This is a genomic window from Marinobacter sp. CA1, assembly GCF_020546665.1.
In the GTDB taxonomy this organism is placed as follows: Bacteria; Pseudomonadota; Gammaproteobacteria; order Pseudomonadales; family Oleiphilaceae; genus Marinobacter; species Marinobacter xestospongiae.
Genome location: NZ_CP071785.1, coordinates 918,780 through 932,587, shown reverse-complemented (window position 1 = coordinate 932,587; position 13,808 = coordinate 918,780). Strand labels below are relative to the sequence as shown.

Here is a 13,808-nt window from a genome sequence, read left to right as displayed (position 1 = left end):
GCCCCTCCTCCCACACCACCGAGCATACGGATCACGTACCACGGCGGTTCGGTTGATTACTTTGGTGGCCTGCCTTCGTGATTCACTGCCATGACACTCCTCTCAGAACTGATGAATCGACAGAGCACCAACCGGATTTCTATATGTTACCTAGCCTACCGCAGTTTCACCGGGTCTGGTGCTATACCGCAGTACCAAGACAACTTGTCCTCCTCTCAACCGTTCAGGCCTTCCTGCCGCTATTCACTTCGCAATATCACATCGCGCCGAGTAGGCCGCAGTACTATGCCCTCTGCTGACTTCTGCAACGCGATCAAGGGCGATCACTCGCCCTTCAGTTGATCCCTCAACACGCTACAGACCTCCCGGGGTAAGGCACAGAGCTTTCACGGCGTAAATCCGAACGCGGCCCGGCCCAATTTATAAAGCACATCCCAGTCGCAGAAGGAGGGCTTCGCGGTCACGTGCCCGCTCGCCCCGGATGTACCACACCTCATATCGGGCTCCTGTTCGTCACCCCGCCGCTTTGGATTGGGCATCCCGGCCGCTCCAGGTATTCACGGCGCCTGCGGCCCTCCAGACCCCACCTCGCGATGACGCCCTTGCCCTTCTCCTAGCCTTCGGCTCTGCGAACACCTGGCAGGAGGACTTTCACCTCCATAGTTCTGTGCCATGCCCGGCACACACGCTGAACGAAGCGGCGCGTCTAACGCGTCCGTCTTCCGTGACTTGTTAACGACGACTCTTATCAAACCACCGAACTTCACTGAAACTTTCTCTGTTATTAATCAAATATGCTTCGATAGCTTCCAGGAGATCCTTAGAAACTTGGGGGTTCGGCTTTCCTATTTTATCGAAACCCACCGTGCCACCAGAAAAACCTTCGCCGTCAGGTGACAAATTAAGGCCAATAGAATTAAACCCGGCCTCCATTGGTAAACCCAATGCATTAATTCGCCCTTCCTGCCTCTGGGCAGTAATTATCGGGAAAGGGTCCATCGCCACACGCTCACCCGTTTCCACCAACTCACCATTGGGCCCTAGAGCGTTGTCTATCACAGGAACATTCCAAAAAAGCTCTGTCGGAATTGCCTCCGGCACAGCAATATGGAGCAACCCTACAAACGGAAATCCATCCCTCAGCAAACCTGATGTCTGCTTGAAGCCCATTGAATTTACGTTTCTAGATGGCTTTGCAATGGTTGGCCGCACTACTTTTACTTCAATAGCAACCGACAGATCAAAATGATATTGATAATCATCAAGTGGGATAAGAAGAAGATCAATATCTCCCGGCTTCTGCTCTGGGTCTAATCCTAGGTGAGCACGAGGCACATTTACAGATACCATCACATCATTAGAAAACTGATGCTCTGGGTAGGGAAATGCGGAATTGAGAGCAAAGCTTACGGAGTTGGCAAAAGAGGTCTTATTAGCGACGATACGCTTTATTACTTCCTCTTCAGACCTCAGCCACATTTTATTCTTCACCATATATAGTAGTTAACGCCCGCATTTGCGGAAAATTGGAGCGCAGCGGAAATTTATCCGTAACATGCGCTTGTTAGCATCTATTGAGTGATTTCGGCGGTAAACGACACACAGCGATACTTTCCACAATCGGAGGCGCTCTGAGGATTTTCATAGGCAAAGCTCTTTAGAACGAAGCCCGCCGGGCACTGCAAGGTGCACGCGCTGTCACCTGGCACCCATGTGGACTGGACATCTTGGTACGCCCCTTCCTTGAGCAATACTTCAAGCTCGGGAAGCGATTTGTTCTCGACACTATTTAACCGATTTTCTAGTGGCTTCAGTTGTGAAACCACTAATTTGTCCTCTAAGTTCTCCAATTTGGCGTCAATTCGATCGTCCAGAAACTGTACGACACCGACACCAGATACTAATCCGAAACAAAGTAAGCGAACATCACGCCGAGATATAAGCCAGCTCCGGATGCCCGAAAAATGACTTCAAGAGCTTTGGTAATTTCTGCAATCGCCGTAGTTGCCGATAAACGATAGCTCGGAGCTGCTCCTTGTTGTTGATGACTTTCTTGCCCACATGGTGATACTTGATGTAGCCCCAGACAGACTCGTCCGGGTTCAGTTCGGGGGAGTAAGGCGGCAAGAAAAACAACCTGAGCCTGCCATCAAGATTGTCCACGTACTCTCTGACCTTGCGGGCATGATGGACTGGGTGGTTGTCCAAAATCAGGAACACGGGTTTGTCAGCATCCCGAACCAAAGCTTTGAGAAAACCGATAAACACCTCGGCATTCATGGTGCCCTGCAGCGTTTTAAAGCGCAGCTCTCCACGAGGCGAAATGGCAGAAATCAGGTTTAGACTGAAGCGGCTTCCAGTCCCTCGTATGAGGGGAGTTTCGCCCGCAGGGGCCCAGGTTGTGCCACTGTGATAATCAGAGCGAATGGTGGCCTCATCTCCGAAGAAGATGGTGGCTCCTGCCTTCTTGGCCTCTTTTTGAATCTCTGGATAGGTTTCTTTCTTCCATTGTTCCACTGCTTTCGGGTTTTGCTGGTAGGCCCTATGCAGCGGTTTCTGAGGTGTCAAACCGAGGTTCCGGAGTAGGCGCCCAACAGACACATCGCTCAGGCGTACATTGAACTCCCGGCGGATCAGTTCACGCACGCGAGCCCGGGTCCACAACGCAAACTCGAACTTCAGTTGATCCGGCGTGAATGAGGTGATCCAAGTGTAGAGTTCACGAATCTGGTCTCCGGTCAGCTTCTTCGGTCGGCCTGAAATCTGCTTCGCCTTGAGGGCGTCAAAGCCACCTTCGCGATAGGCCGCCAGCCACTCATAGATCCGCGCCCGGCTCATGCCAAGAGCCTTGATGACCACTTCAGGACTCTCTCCATCCATCACACGTTGAACGGCGCGAATGCGGAGGGCTTCCAATGTCTTGTGGTCGAGTTTACGACCGTCGTCATGGCGCATGAGGGGAGATATCCGATAAGCTTGGCGAATAGGGACTGCATTATAAATGATGTTCGCTTACTTTCGTACTCATTAGTATAAAAGCTCCAATTACCGCGCTGATTACATACTTTATGAGATCCATGAAGTTCCCTTTTTAAATGCTAACGCGAGCGTAACGCGCCGATTTTTGGAGCGTAAGCGGAACAAAGCGGTCGCGTTGACGCATTTGTTAGAACATTATTTCATTGCATGGTACTGCTTACTATTCTCAAGCAACGGAAAATCGAATAACGGAATGCCATAAGAGAAGCTAGGCTCAATCGACTCTCGCTTTGTCTTAGGATTAAAATGTTGATGATCCGGCCCAAATGCTACATCGGGATGATCATCTGCAGAATCAATTCGGTGAACTTGTTTATTGCTAGGATTAAACAGCATATATGCATAATCAGTTAGTGTATTAAGACGAAGAAGCCACGACCAGCCGTCTTGCATTGAAAACCTTATATTCCAGCCGCGCTTCCTTTTCTGTGGCTCATCAAATTCGGCTTCCAAATTAGACGCTATAACATTTGCCATCGGGACAATAAGTCCATCTGGAATATGGTCTAATTTAATTAAATCTGGTATATCGAGATCCAGAAAAAATAGAGTTCCGAAGAATTTCAGAACACAGGGATGTTCTCTTGCTTCTATTTGGTGAATGTCACAAAGAGAAATCGACAGCATAACCGTACTGAGTTCACTTAGAGTAGTTGTAGCCCTGGATCCCGCAGATTTACCACAAACGGCGCAACCACTTCCTTTAGTGACTAGCATTGCTTTGTCCACAGTTGTGTTTGAAAGACGCCCCTCAGCAAATTCGGTGGGAACGCTATTCACTTCCAACCGGTGATCTTTCCAGTGTTTGAATATTGAAACGTATTCAATTGAGCTCAGGACATCCAGCAATGGCTCTTCAGACTGAATTGTTTTCCAGTCTCCCATATCCCAAGGTGAATCCCTGCGAATGTCATGCTCTTTCGAAGGCTTGAACCTGTAGATTCTCGTAAAACCGCAGTCCTGATTTGGCAAAAAAACAGCCCACCCCCGCCCTTCAGCTTTCAGCCAATAGAGCTTGTCAGCTCCATTAATGAGTCGCTCCCAGTATGAAAACCTGTGGGTTACCAGTTCCAATATATGCTCTTTCCGTTTTGGAAACTCCAGTAGATTTAGGCTCATAGCGCATATATAGCAGTCCATTACCTTTGCGGTAACCTGACTATCTTCTAGTGCTTCGTAGTTTTTATCGATAGAGAGTAGAGGTGTCTGCATATTGCCCTATTTGTTCTAACGAGGCTGTAGAAAAACCCATATCTGAGCCGTTTCCACCCGCCTTTTCAGTTGTTCTTTTATTCACCCACCGGTGGCAGGCACGTTGTTTTATTGGTCGGCAACCGCCACTCTTTCTCAAGCATTGTCGCTTAGCCAGCTATAGAGCGGTCAGTGGCATCGGTTCCGACCTATACCGCCCTCTGGCCTTCATGCAACCAACCGCCCGTAATTGGCCAGTTTCTCAATATTGTGCACCAGGCAGTATAACTGCCACTGGCCCTGCACCTTCTTCTTGCCCCGCAGGCTGAAGCGATTCAATCGTTTCGTGGTGCCGATGTTGCCGAACACCGGTTCCACCACCGACATTCGGTGGCTGTAGATCGCTTTGCCCTCCGGGCTGTCCACCCGATGCTTCATCCAGTCGGTGTAGTTGGGCTGGCGTTTGTTTTCGATAGTGAACGAGACCTGCTTTCCCGAGCCTTTGCGGTGATCGGCGGACGTCGGGTTCTGCATACATCGGTGCTTCTTGGGGCAGTGCCGGCATTGCAGCAAACGGCCTTCGAAGTGAACCCGGGTCTTGCCGTTCTCGGCTTCCTTCTGGCTCCGGTAGGTCAGAGATTCACCCGCCGGGCAGATGCACGTCAGATTCACCGGATCGAACTGGAATTCACTGGCCGGGATGATGTTTTTCCAGCCGGTATTCGTCTGGCTCTGGTGGCGTTTGCCGTATTTGGCTTTCTGATTCTGGAACTTCGGGTCGCGGCTACGGAATTTGTTGTCCGGGATATAGCCGTTGATCTGTCGATTGTGCAGGTACTTCATGTTGGCTTCGTTGGCGAAGCCGGTGTCGGCGGTGATGATGGTGTTTTTTGGTAGATGCTGTCGGCAATGCCCAGCTTGCGGTAGCGGGCTTCAACGGTTTCCAGTACCGGTTGCAGGGTGTGGTGTTCCTGACCTTCCCCAAAAGCCTGGGCGTCGATGATGACCTGGTGCTTCTTGTCCACCGTGGCCACGCCGTTGTAGCCCTGGATCGTGCCCTTGCTGGTGGTCATCTTGGCACTGTCGTTATCGGTAATGTTGCTCTTCACTTCCTTGCTCCGCTTCCCCCGGCCCATCCTTGGGCGGTTCGTCTTTAGGAAGCGGTCTACTTTTTTCAACGATTCATCCAGCGAGAGGATCGTCTTCGCCCGCCGGATGTCCCGGTCCAGTTCGGCTTCGGTCTCCGCCTCATCCTTCTCGTAGTGTTCACGCAGGTGGTGGCGGATCAGTCGTCGCAGCTTGTCCCGCTTCTCGCCCAGTTCCTTGAAGGTGCCCGACCACTCCTTACTGGCATCGGACGACATCTTGCACCCGTCGATGGCGAAGAGTTCGTTACCCAGCAGACCCTGCTCGTGGCACACCAGCAGCACCTGCTCGAACAGTTCCTCAATCTCATCCGCATGACTGCTGACGAACTTCGCCAGCGTGGTGAAGTGGGGCACGGTATCGCAGGATAAGGCTTTGAAAAGGATGTTGGTCTCGCAGCACCACTGCATTTCACGGCTGGAGGTGATGCCTCGGGAATACGCAAACAGAATGACCGGCAGCAGGATGGCCGGGTCGTAGGCCCGACGACCGGTGTTCTCGTTGCGGTACCGAGGATAAAAGATCGACAGGTCCAGCTTGTGCTGGACCAGGTAGTGAACCGCGTGCTCGAAGGTGCCTGGCTGGAGTTGATCCCGGTAATTGATCACCACCATCGAGTTTTGATCGTGGTTGTAGGGCCGGAATCGGGGCTTGGCTTCTGGCATCGGACACTCCTTGTCTGTTTGTTCAATCCTAGCAAAACCGGTGGGGATTTCGGGGTTTTTCTACAGCCTCAACGCCCGGCACATGCGCCGGTTTGGAGCCGCGAAGCGGCGGAAAAGCGGTCGCCGTGATGCCGCTGGTTATGCATTGCTGGGCCTATCGATGAATAAAGAACAAAACCATGTTGCTACAACTGCGCCCCCAGCCAGCTTTGGAACAAAAAGAAGCACTAGAGCAGATAGCACCGCCATGACCAGCGCGACCGAAATCGCGGCAACTGCATAGCCCCATTCGTTAGTGGGTTCAATTTTGAGCTTGTAGACGCCAAGCAGATAGATCGCAATGCCAGATAAGATCCCTACGAAGAACGAGTGGCTCGACAACGCCACCCCTTCCCCGTGAACCCAATACAACTGATACCCCATCATCAGAATGAAGGCAACCAACCAGATTTTATAAAAGCTCGATTTGGCGATAACTGCGGGCCTCATTAAGTGCATAACAGCAATTAGACCGCGTTCCGCGATATTGCGAAAAAGCCGATTCTAGATAACTTCGCATTTCACACATCCCAGCACGGGTTCAAGTTTTCGATTAAACAACAGCTTAGCGCACTTCTCATTGGGTCACCATGTAATCGCTTGGCTTCCACATTTTGCGCACCCAATACTACTGTATAAAGAACAGTGACGCCGGGACAGGTCTATTTTCCGTGTTTCGGAAGTAAAAAAGCCGCCACAAACGTGGCGGCAGGCTTTAGGGAAGAGCAGAGGGTTCAGGGTCAGTAAAACGTGATGGGCTCACGGCGGGTGTCGCAGTTGCGGTCGCCGCAGATTTCCAGGATCAGGTAGCCGGTGAACGGCAGCTGAGGGAAATAGTCGGTGAGGTTGTTGCGTTGCAGCACATCGCCGTCTTCGCGGCAGGTGAAGTCATTGTCGGACTCGTACCGGCAGTGGAAGGTGACTTCGCGCAGGGCCGAGCAATGGTCGTCGTGCTCCACGCCGCATTCCTCGTCTACCAGTCGACGATCGTCGCTGGACAGGGTTTCATCGTCGCTCAGATACAGCTGGGCATCGAACAGCAGGGCGCCGGACGAGCGCCACTCCAGACGGGTGCTCTCGCCCGGGTAAAGCGCGTCCCGGTTCATATCGAGGCGTTTGAGATCCACTTTGATCTCTTCGTTGATCTCCCGGAAGATCGGGTCGTCATTGCCGCCACAGCCACTCAGCAGCACGGTCATCAGGGCCGCTGGCAGTGCCAGGCGACGACGAAGGTGTTGGCAGGCACCAGGGGTTTGCATGAATGGGTTCCTTGTGAGTCAGTCCTTGCTGGGTAGTCCTATTGTCCACATTATTGCAATGCACAACGTCTTGAATTTGTCCCCAGTTTGTCTTTAGCCGGTATTACGGGTTTCCCAGCTGTCTGGTGCAAACAGGTAGCCCTGGCCACGAACCGTGATGATGCGGGTGGACATGGACGCGCTGTCTCCCAGCTTGCGGCGCAGGGTGGCTACCTTGCTGTCGATACCGCGGTCCATACCGTCATACTCAATGCCCCGCAGGGTCCGGTACAGATAATCCCGGGACAACACTTCCTCCGGGTGGCTGGCCAGCAGCCAGAGCAGGTCAAACTCACTGGCGGTCAGTGACACCGGCTCCTGATCCAGCACCACCGCCCGGCGCACGCCGTGGATGGTCAGCCCACCGTAGCTCAGATCACGGGGCTGGCTGTCGGTTGAATGGGGCTGATTGCCCTGTCGGCGCAGCAGCATGCGGATGCGAGCCAGCAGCACCCGGGGCTGGATCGGTTTGGTGATGAAATCGTCCGCCCCCAGCTCAATGCCGGCCACATGATCCATATCGTCTTCACTGGCGGTAAGGAACAGAATGCGACCGGGATAGTGAGAGCGGATCTCCCGACAGATGGTAAAGCCGTCCTTGCCGGGGAGCATCAGGTCCAGCATCACCAGGTCAGGCCGGGAGGCCAACACCGCCGCCGGCGCATCGCTGCCATCGGCAATGACCTCCACCTCAAAGCCCTGCTGGGACAGGTACTTTTCAATAAGCGACGCCAGCTTGTCGTCATCCTCTACGAACAGCACTTTCGGCATGATGATCGAGAACCTTGGGTTGCGGCAGGAACAACAACAGCCCCGGATAACGCGGGGCTGTTGTACTCAGGTGAACTGTACTCAAGTGAATTGCACTCACGGGATAGATACTCACGGCATTCTAGCGGCCGGTGTGTCGTTCTACCAGACAGTGGGCCAGGACACACAAAAGCAGGCACCGCCCAGGTCAGAGTCCGTTACCGTGACCCGGCCCCGGTGCCACAACGCCACCTGGCGCACAATCGCCAACCCCAGACCATACCCACCGGTGGACCGGGTGCGGCTGCTGTCGAGCCGGCGGAAGGGTTCGAACACACGTTGTCGTTCGTCCACCGGGATACCAGGCCCATCGTCCTCCACCACAACCTCACAACGATCGCCGTCCTGGCGCACCAGGATGCGGATACGGCTGTGGGCGTACTTGTGGGCGTTGCCCACCAGATTGCCAATGGCCCGTTCCAGGTGCCGGGGCTCAAACGGCACCATCGCCCTGTTTTCGTCACCTGCGTGCCAAACCCCGGAATACTCCACCCGAATGTCGCTGCTGTGCCGGTAGGACGCCACCACCTTGTCCAGACTCTGGTGGAGGTTGTGGGGCGTCAGCGCCGGCGACAGCGGCGCCCGGTCGAAGCGGGCATACGTCAGCAGTTCGTCCACCAGGTCGGCAAGTTCGTCGATATCGTCAGAGACACCGTACATATACCCCTGACGTTCGGCCTCATCCGATTCCTGGCGCATCATGTCGAGCTGGAAGCGGGCCCGGGTTACCGGTGTGCGCAGCTCATGGGCCACCGCATTGGTGAGACTGCGATGGCTGGCGATCAGGTTCTCCAGCCGCTCCGCCATACGGTTGAAGGCCTGATTGAGCCGGCCCACCCGATCACCACCCTTCTCGCTGGCACGGGCACTGAGGTCGCCCTCCCCCAACCGGGTCGCCACCCGCTCCAGCCCCCGCAACTTGGCCTGCAGCCGGGCCAGCCAGAAGAACACCGGCATCGCCAGCACCACAAACATCGACAGTTCGTACCAGCGTGAGGCCTCCATCAGCGGCTCATAGGTGCCCACGGGGCCCAGCGCCACCACCCGCCCCGACTCAGGCCCTGAAAGGCGGTGGTAGATAATGTCGGCCTCCAGATCCAGCACATTGCTCTCTCCGGCGACGAGCCGCTCCCGGATCGGGGCCGGAATGGCGGTATCGGTACTGGTCATCATGGTCAGTGGCAGGTTGGATCGATCCGGGTAGTTCGCCAATACCGCGTCAAACTCGTCCGGGGGCAGGCGCTGGTGCAGGGCATCCAACATGTAGAAGCCGCCAATGTAGTCGTTGGTACGATCCAACTCGATCCAGTCGTGGACCATCGGGGTGATGGCGTATTGTCCAATCGCCTTATAGGCGAAGACACCCGCCAGCAGGATCAGGTACAGACTGATGAACAGTCGAATCATGGTTGCCTCCGATACAGCCCGGCCCCGTGCCGGATGGAACGCCAATCATAGTCCGCTCATCACCTGAGACCAGCCCCAGTGGGTGGGGAATTGTGACGATTTCGCGACAGAACCATGACAAACCCCAACACACCCACTGAGGAACCCCGGCCCCTGACCCGGCAAGCTGTCTGGCATGACCGGAACCGTCGGTCGTTTATCCATTGCCAAACAGGAAAACCTCATGCAACAGCCAACTCTCCCTTCCTCCTTCCAACGCGGCCTGGCCGCCGCCCTGCTGATGGCCGCCTCCGTACCGGGATTTGCCGCTGACTACAGCGCGGGTCTGACCCTGGGCTCCCAGGGTGGCGGTGCCATGGTCAGTACCCGTTTGCCCTGGAAACTGATGGGCCATGACCAGTTCCAGCTGCGGGCCCAGTTCGCCGGCCTGGACGGCGATCTGGACGATTTTGACAGCGTCAACGTCAAGGGTATCGATTATGACGACGGCGAACTGAGCACCTACAGCGCCCAGATCGGCCTGGACTGGTACCCGTTCAAAAGCTGGGCCGACGAGATCTTCGTCTCCGGTGGTCTGATCTGGCAAAAGACCGACATTGAAGGGAACGCCGACGTCGGTGACGTCCTCAACGTAGGGGGACAGCACCTGGCGGCCAACAGCCTTGAGTCTCTGAGCCTCGACGCCAACCAGCAGGGCGTTAACCCCTACCTCAGCGTGGGCTGGGGCAACCGCCTGGAGGCCGAACCCGGCTTCGATTTCATGATGGAACTGGGGCTGATCTTCCCGATGCGGGACGCCGATGTGTCCATGGCAGCGGTTGATCCCAACCAGGTGCTCAACGCCAGCAGCCTGGCTCGGGAGCGCAAGGAAGTGGAAGACAAGCTGGAGGACGTGCAGGGGCTGGCGATGATCACCGTGGCCTACCACTTCTGAGCCATCGCACCGGCTTCCAGAAGGGCAAAAAAAGGGGCAGCCAGCGGCTGCCCCATTCAGGCCGGAGTGGTTGGGCCGAAGCCGCCACTCACTGGGAGAGGGTCATCAATCGGGTCGGGTTGGGTATGAACAGACGGCTCTTGTTCACCCGCACCAACCCACTGGCCTTGAGTTCGGCCAGGATGCGGGAAAACGTTTCCGGCTGCATGGCCAGACGGGACGCCACCAGGCACTTCGGCAATGGCAATTCCACCTCGCCACCCTCCCGGGCACCACCGGGCAGCAGGTCAACCAGATATCGGATCAACCGGTCCCGGGCATTCTGCACGGTCATGATCTCCAGATCATGGAACCGCGACACCGCGCGGCTGGCATAGTGCCGCAACGCGTGCTGGGCATAGTCCGGATTCTCCGCCAACAGCGCCCGGTATGCCTTGACCGGGATCATTAATACCTCGCTCTGTTTCAGTGCCTCGGCGTAGCAGGCGTAACGTGCCGGATCGGCGTAGATCATCACCTCGGCGAAGCAGTCACCGGGGGCGAGGCTGTCCAGGGTGCGGTCAATGCCGGAGGCATCCAGGCGGTAGAGTCGCAGGCAGCCGGACACCACAAAGTAGAAGTGGCTGGCGGGCATGTCCTGGCGGTACAGCACCTGATGATGTCCCAGCCGGACCCGGCGGGCCTGGCGGATCACCCGGGCAAAGTCCACCGCGTCAAAGGCATGGAACAGTGGGTGCTGCTGCAGGGCGCGGAGGTCGTCACTGACTGTCTCGATGCCCTCCGCCGGCATCGGTACAGGTTGACTGAACTTGGTATTGACGACTTCGGCGAACCCCATGACCAGCTCCTCTAATCATATATTTGATATGTGTGTTTATCATAGAGCCTTGCCGCCCGATTGGCGCTCCCCCGATGGGGGTATATCGGGGGTATCGGGCCGCTTTCTGACACCGACTTGATCTGGATCAGAAAGGCAATTTACTGCAACAGCGGCGATCCGGACACCTCCAGATCGACGCCCTCCACCCCCAACTCCGCCGCCAGCACCAACAGGTACTGGCGCAGGGCCCGACGGGTGCTGCCCTCCAGCAGCAACTGCCGTACCCGGGGTTTTGCCTGCTCAAACGGCAGCATCCGGCCCTCGATGCGCTGGTCGATACGCACCAGGTGCCAGCCATAGCGGGATTCGATCAGTGTCGATGCGATTCCTTCCGGCAGGTGCCACAGCGGGCGTTCAAACTCGGTCACCGTTTGTCCCGGCACCAGTTGCCCCAGGCTGCCGCCCTGGTGGCGGGATTCACAGGCGGAGTGTTCCCGGGCCAGGGCCTCGAAGCTGGCCTCGCCCTGGCTGAGCAGCGCCAGCAGCTCCTCCCCCAGACGCTGCTGACGCTGCCGCGCCTCGCCGTCGTCCGGAGCCGCCGGCAACAGAATGTGGCTGGCGGCCAACAGGGTGGGACTGCGGAAGCGCTCAGGATTGGCGTCGTAGTAGCGGCGGCAGTCGGCGTCGTCGGGGTCCGGGATCGCCAGCTGCTGCTCCAGCAGCCGGCTGGTCACCGCTTCCTCACTGTCACCAGAGATCCCCTGACGTCGGGCATCCTGGCGCAGCAGCTCCCGCACCACCAGACTGCGGGCGGCCTGGTGCCAGGCCTCGCTGACTTCGGTGGCGGGATGGTGCTGCAACTCGGCGGCGATGTCCGCCTCCGGGATCAGGGTCTCGCCAACGCTCACCGGTGGAAACTGGTTGCGGGGCTTATCGGCTTCGCCGGTGGGAATAAGCTGCATGATCGGTCCTCCAGTCGGCTGTCATGATCGGCTGCAATAATTGCCCGAGATGGCTGACTAGGCGCGTTTACGCACCACCTGATAGCGTCGTGTCACGTATTCCAGCGGCGCGCTGAACATGTGCACCAGGCGGGTGAACGGAAACACCACGAACAGGGTCAGCCCGAGGAAAATGTGCAGTTTGTAGATCCAGTGCACCCCGGCAATGTGCGCCGCCGCGCCACCCTGGAACGTCAGGATGCCCTGGGCCCAGGCGGAGAATCGCAGCATGGTGCTGCCATCAAGATGGCCCAGGGTGGGCAGGATGGTCAGCAGCCCCAGCGCCACCTGGGCTGCCAGCAGCACAATGATGAGGTCGTCCGCCACAGTACTGGTGGCACGGACCCGGGGATCGGTAAAGCGACGCACCGCCAACATCACCGCGCCCACCAGGCAGGCCACGCCGGCAACACCACCCACCACAATCGCCATCACCTGTTTGGTACCGGCGGTCATGAACCAGTCGTAGGCCCAGTGGGGCGTCAGCAGACCGACAAGGTGGCCGAAGAAGATCACCAGAATACCGACATGGAACAGACCACTGGCCAGCGCCATGTTTTTCTTGCGCAGCATCTGGCTGGAGCCGGCCTTCCAGGTGAACTGGCCGTGGTCGTAGCGCAGCCAGCTGCCGATAAACAGCACCGCCAGGGCGATGTAGGGGTAGATCCCGAAAATCAGTGTGTTGAAATAAGACATGGTTATTCCCTCCTGCGCCCTCAGGCGCGCCCTGCCGGCAACTGATCCGCCGCCGGCATCAGCTGATCGCTCAAGTGGATGGTCTGTACCTGTTCCAGCTCGCGACGGCGCTGGCCGACCGCACCGGAACTGCCGCAGGAACCGCCCTGATCATCCACGAACCGCACCATTTCCTCTTCCCAGACCTTGTCCAGCGCCTCGGGGGTGTCATCCCGCACCTCGTCCGCCACCAGGCTCGCCAGCTGGCGCCGGTCCGGCGCCTGACCGGCCAGATCCAGCAGGGCGTCAAACAGCGCGTGATGCAGGCTCTCACGCTGGTACAACCGTTCGGCCAGCAGCCCGAGAATGTGGTGAATGTCCTCCAGCCAGTGGCGCACCTCCGCCTGTGACCGGGTGGAGAGAAATTCCAGAAACAGCGGCAGGTAGTCCGGCAGTTCCCGGGCATCCAGCTCCAGGCCGGCGGCCTCGTACTCACCGAGCAGGTCCACCATCGCCTGGCCGCGGTCGCGGGATTCACCGTGCACATGCTCGAACAGCAGCAGCGACAGCGAGCGCCCCCGGTCGAAGGTGCTGACGTAGGCTTCCTGCAGGTCCATCAGGTCCTCATCGCAGAACACCTCCACGCAGCGCAGCAACGCTTGTTTGTGCGGGGTGGCCAGATGGCTATCCTCTAGTACCGTGGTGACCAGGGCATCCTTGGCGCTCTGCAGTTCCACGGTGGGGTAGTCCAGCAAGCGGGCAATGACTCGAATAATCTGCATG

Annotated in this window: 12 protein-coding genes and 1 pseudogene; 1 reads left to right on the top strand and 12 read right to left on the bottom strand. The window is 57.0% G+C overall.

Annotated elements, in window-relative coordinates; genetic code table 11:
• Window positions 1–732 precede the first annotated feature (732 nt).
• From J2887_RS04295 to J2887_RS04260, 8 genes and pseudogenes are all read right to left on the bottom strand, one after another.
• Window positions 733–1,494 carry a hypothetical protein gene (locus J2887_RS04295; protein ID WP_227174344.1) on the bottom strand — a complete coding sequence of 254 codons (762 nt, stop codon included), beginning with the start codon at window positions 1,492–1,494 and terminating at the stop codon, window positions 733–735.
• A 432-nt stretch (window positions 1,495–1,926) separates the two neighbouring features.
• Window positions 1,927–2,955: an IS630 family transposase gene (locus J2887_RS04290; RefSeq protein ID WP_227172648.1), complete on the bottom strand. Its 1,029-nt coding sequence runs from the start codon at window positions 2,953–2,955 to the stop codon at window positions 1,927–1,929.
• Between the two features lie 219 nt (window positions 2,956–3,174).
• Complete coding sequence (locus J2887_RS04285; protein ID WP_227174342.1) at window positions 3,175–4,113, bottom strand: hypothetical protein; 939 nt, start codon at window positions 4,111–4,113, stop codon at window positions 3,175–3,177.
• A gap of 345 nt (window positions 4,114–4,458) precedes the next feature.
• Window positions 4,459–6,041 (bottom strand): annotated as a pseudogene (locus J2887_RS04280) (IS1182 family transposase).
• Window positions 6,042–6,179: 138 nt separating this feature from the next.
• Window positions 6,180–6,530 carry a hypothetical protein gene (locus J2887_RS04275; RefSeq protein WP_227174340.1) on the bottom strand — a complete coding sequence of 117 codons (351 nt, stop codon included), beginning with the start codon at window positions 6,528–6,530 and terminating at the stop codon, window positions 6,180–6,182.
• A gap of 290 nt (window positions 6,531–6,820) precedes the next feature.
• On the bottom strand, window positions 6,821–7,339 hold the full coding sequence (locus J2887_RS04270) for a hypothetical protein (RefSeq protein WP_227174338.1): 519 nt from the start codon (window positions 7,337–7,339) through the stop codon (window positions 6,821–6,823).
• 93 nt (window positions 7,340–7,432) lie between these two features.
• Window positions 7,433–8,149 (bottom strand): response regulator, encoded by a 717-nt coding sequence (locus tag J2887_RS04265; RefSeq protein WP_227174336.1) that lies wholly within the window; start codon window positions 8,147–8,149, stop codon window positions 7,433–7,435.
• A gap of 141 nt (window positions 8,150–8,290) precedes the next feature.
• On the bottom strand, window positions 8,291–9,595 hold the full coding sequence (locus J2887_RS04260) for an ATP-binding protein (protein ID WP_227174334.1): 1,305 nt from the start codon (window positions 9,593–9,595) through the stop codon (window positions 8,291–8,293).
• A gap of 223 nt (window positions 9,596–9,818) precedes the next feature.
• Between J2887_RS04260 and J2887_RS04255 the strand changes: the two genes are divergently transcribed.
• Window positions 9,819–10,529: a hypothetical protein gene (locus J2887_RS04255; RefSeq protein WP_227174332.1), complete on the top strand. Its 711-nt coding sequence runs from the start codon at window positions 9,819–9,821 to the stop codon at window positions 10,527–10,529.
• An 88-nt stretch (window positions 10,530–10,617) separates the two neighbouring features.
• Here the strand turns inward: J2887_RS04255 and J2887_RS04250 are convergent, their stop codons facing one another.
• The 4 genes from J2887_RS04250 to narJ all read right to left on the bottom strand — a co-directional run bounded on the left by J2887_RS04250 (window position 10,618) and on the right by narJ (window position 13,807).
• Entirely contained in the window at window positions 10,618–11,319 is a 702-nt protein-coding gene (locus tag J2887_RS04250; RefSeq protein ID WP_227176046.1) for a Crp/Fnr family transcriptional regulator, read from the bottom strand.
• Window positions 11,320–11,507: 188 nt separating this feature from the next.
• Window positions 11,508–12,311 carry a peptidylprolyl isomerase gene (locus J2887_RS04245; RefSeq protein ID WP_227174330.1) on the bottom strand — a complete coding sequence of 268 codons (804 nt, stop codon included), beginning with the start codon at window positions 12,309–12,311 and terminating at the stop codon, window positions 11,508–11,510.
• Window positions 12,312–12,368: 57 nt separating this feature from the next.
• Entirely contained in the window at window positions 12,369–13,046 is a 678-nt protein-coding gene (gene narI, locus J2887_RS04240) for a respiratory nitrate reductase subunit gamma (RefSeq protein ID WP_227174328.1), read from the bottom strand.
• 20 nt (window positions 13,047–13,066) lie between these two features.
• Window positions 13,067–13,807, bottom strand: a complete 741-nt coding sequence (gene narJ, locus J2887_RS04235; RefSeq protein WP_227174326.1) for a nitrate reductase molybdenum cofactor assembly chaperone — start codon at window positions 13,805–13,807, stop codon at window positions 13,067–13,069.
• Window position 13,808: the final 1 nt, after the last annotated feature.

Coding starts and splice junctions, on each gene's coding strand:
- J2887_RS04290 (WP_227172648.1), bottom strand. CDS start 2,955: ATGCGCCATGACGACGGTCGTAAACTCGACCACAAGACATTGGAAGCC.
- J2887_RS04250 (WP_227176046.1), bottom strand. CDS start 11,319: ATGCCGGCGGAGGGCATCGAGACAGTCAGTGACGACCTCCGCGCCCTG.
- J2887_RS04275 (WP_227174340.1), bottom strand. CDS start 6,530: ATGAGGCCCGCAGTTATCGCCAAATCGAGCTTTTATAAAATCTGGTTG.
- J2887_RS04295 (WP_227174344.1), bottom strand. CDS start 1,494: ATGGTGAAGAATAAAATGTGGCTGAGGTCTGAAGAGGAAGTAATAAAG.
- J2887_RS04270 (WP_227174338.1), bottom strand. CDS start 7,339: ATGCAAACCCCTGGTGCCTGCCAACACCTTCGTCGTCGCCTGGCACTG.
- narJ (WP_227174326.1), bottom strand. CDS start 13,807: ATGCAGATTATTCGAGTCATTGCCCGCTTGCTGGACTACCCCACCGTG.
- narI (WP_227174328.1), bottom strand. CDS start 13,046: ATGTCTTATTTCAACACACTGATTTTCGGGATCTACCCCTACATCGCC.
- J2887_RS04245 (WP_227174330.1), bottom strand. CDS start 12,311: ATGCAGCTTATTCCCACCGGCGAAGCCGATAAGCCCCGCAACCAGTTT.
- J2887_RS04265 (WP_227174336.1), bottom strand. CDS start 8,149: ATGCCGAAAGTGCTGTTCGTAGAGGATGACGACAAGCTGGCGTCGCTT.
- J2887_RS04255 (WP_227174332.1), top strand. CDS start 9,819: ATGCAACAGCCAACTCTCCCTTCCTCCTTCCAACGCGGCCTGGCCGCC.
- J2887_RS04260 (WP_227174334.1), bottom strand. CDS start 9,595: ATGATTCGACTGTTCATCAGTCTGTACCTGATCCTGCTGGCGGGTGTC.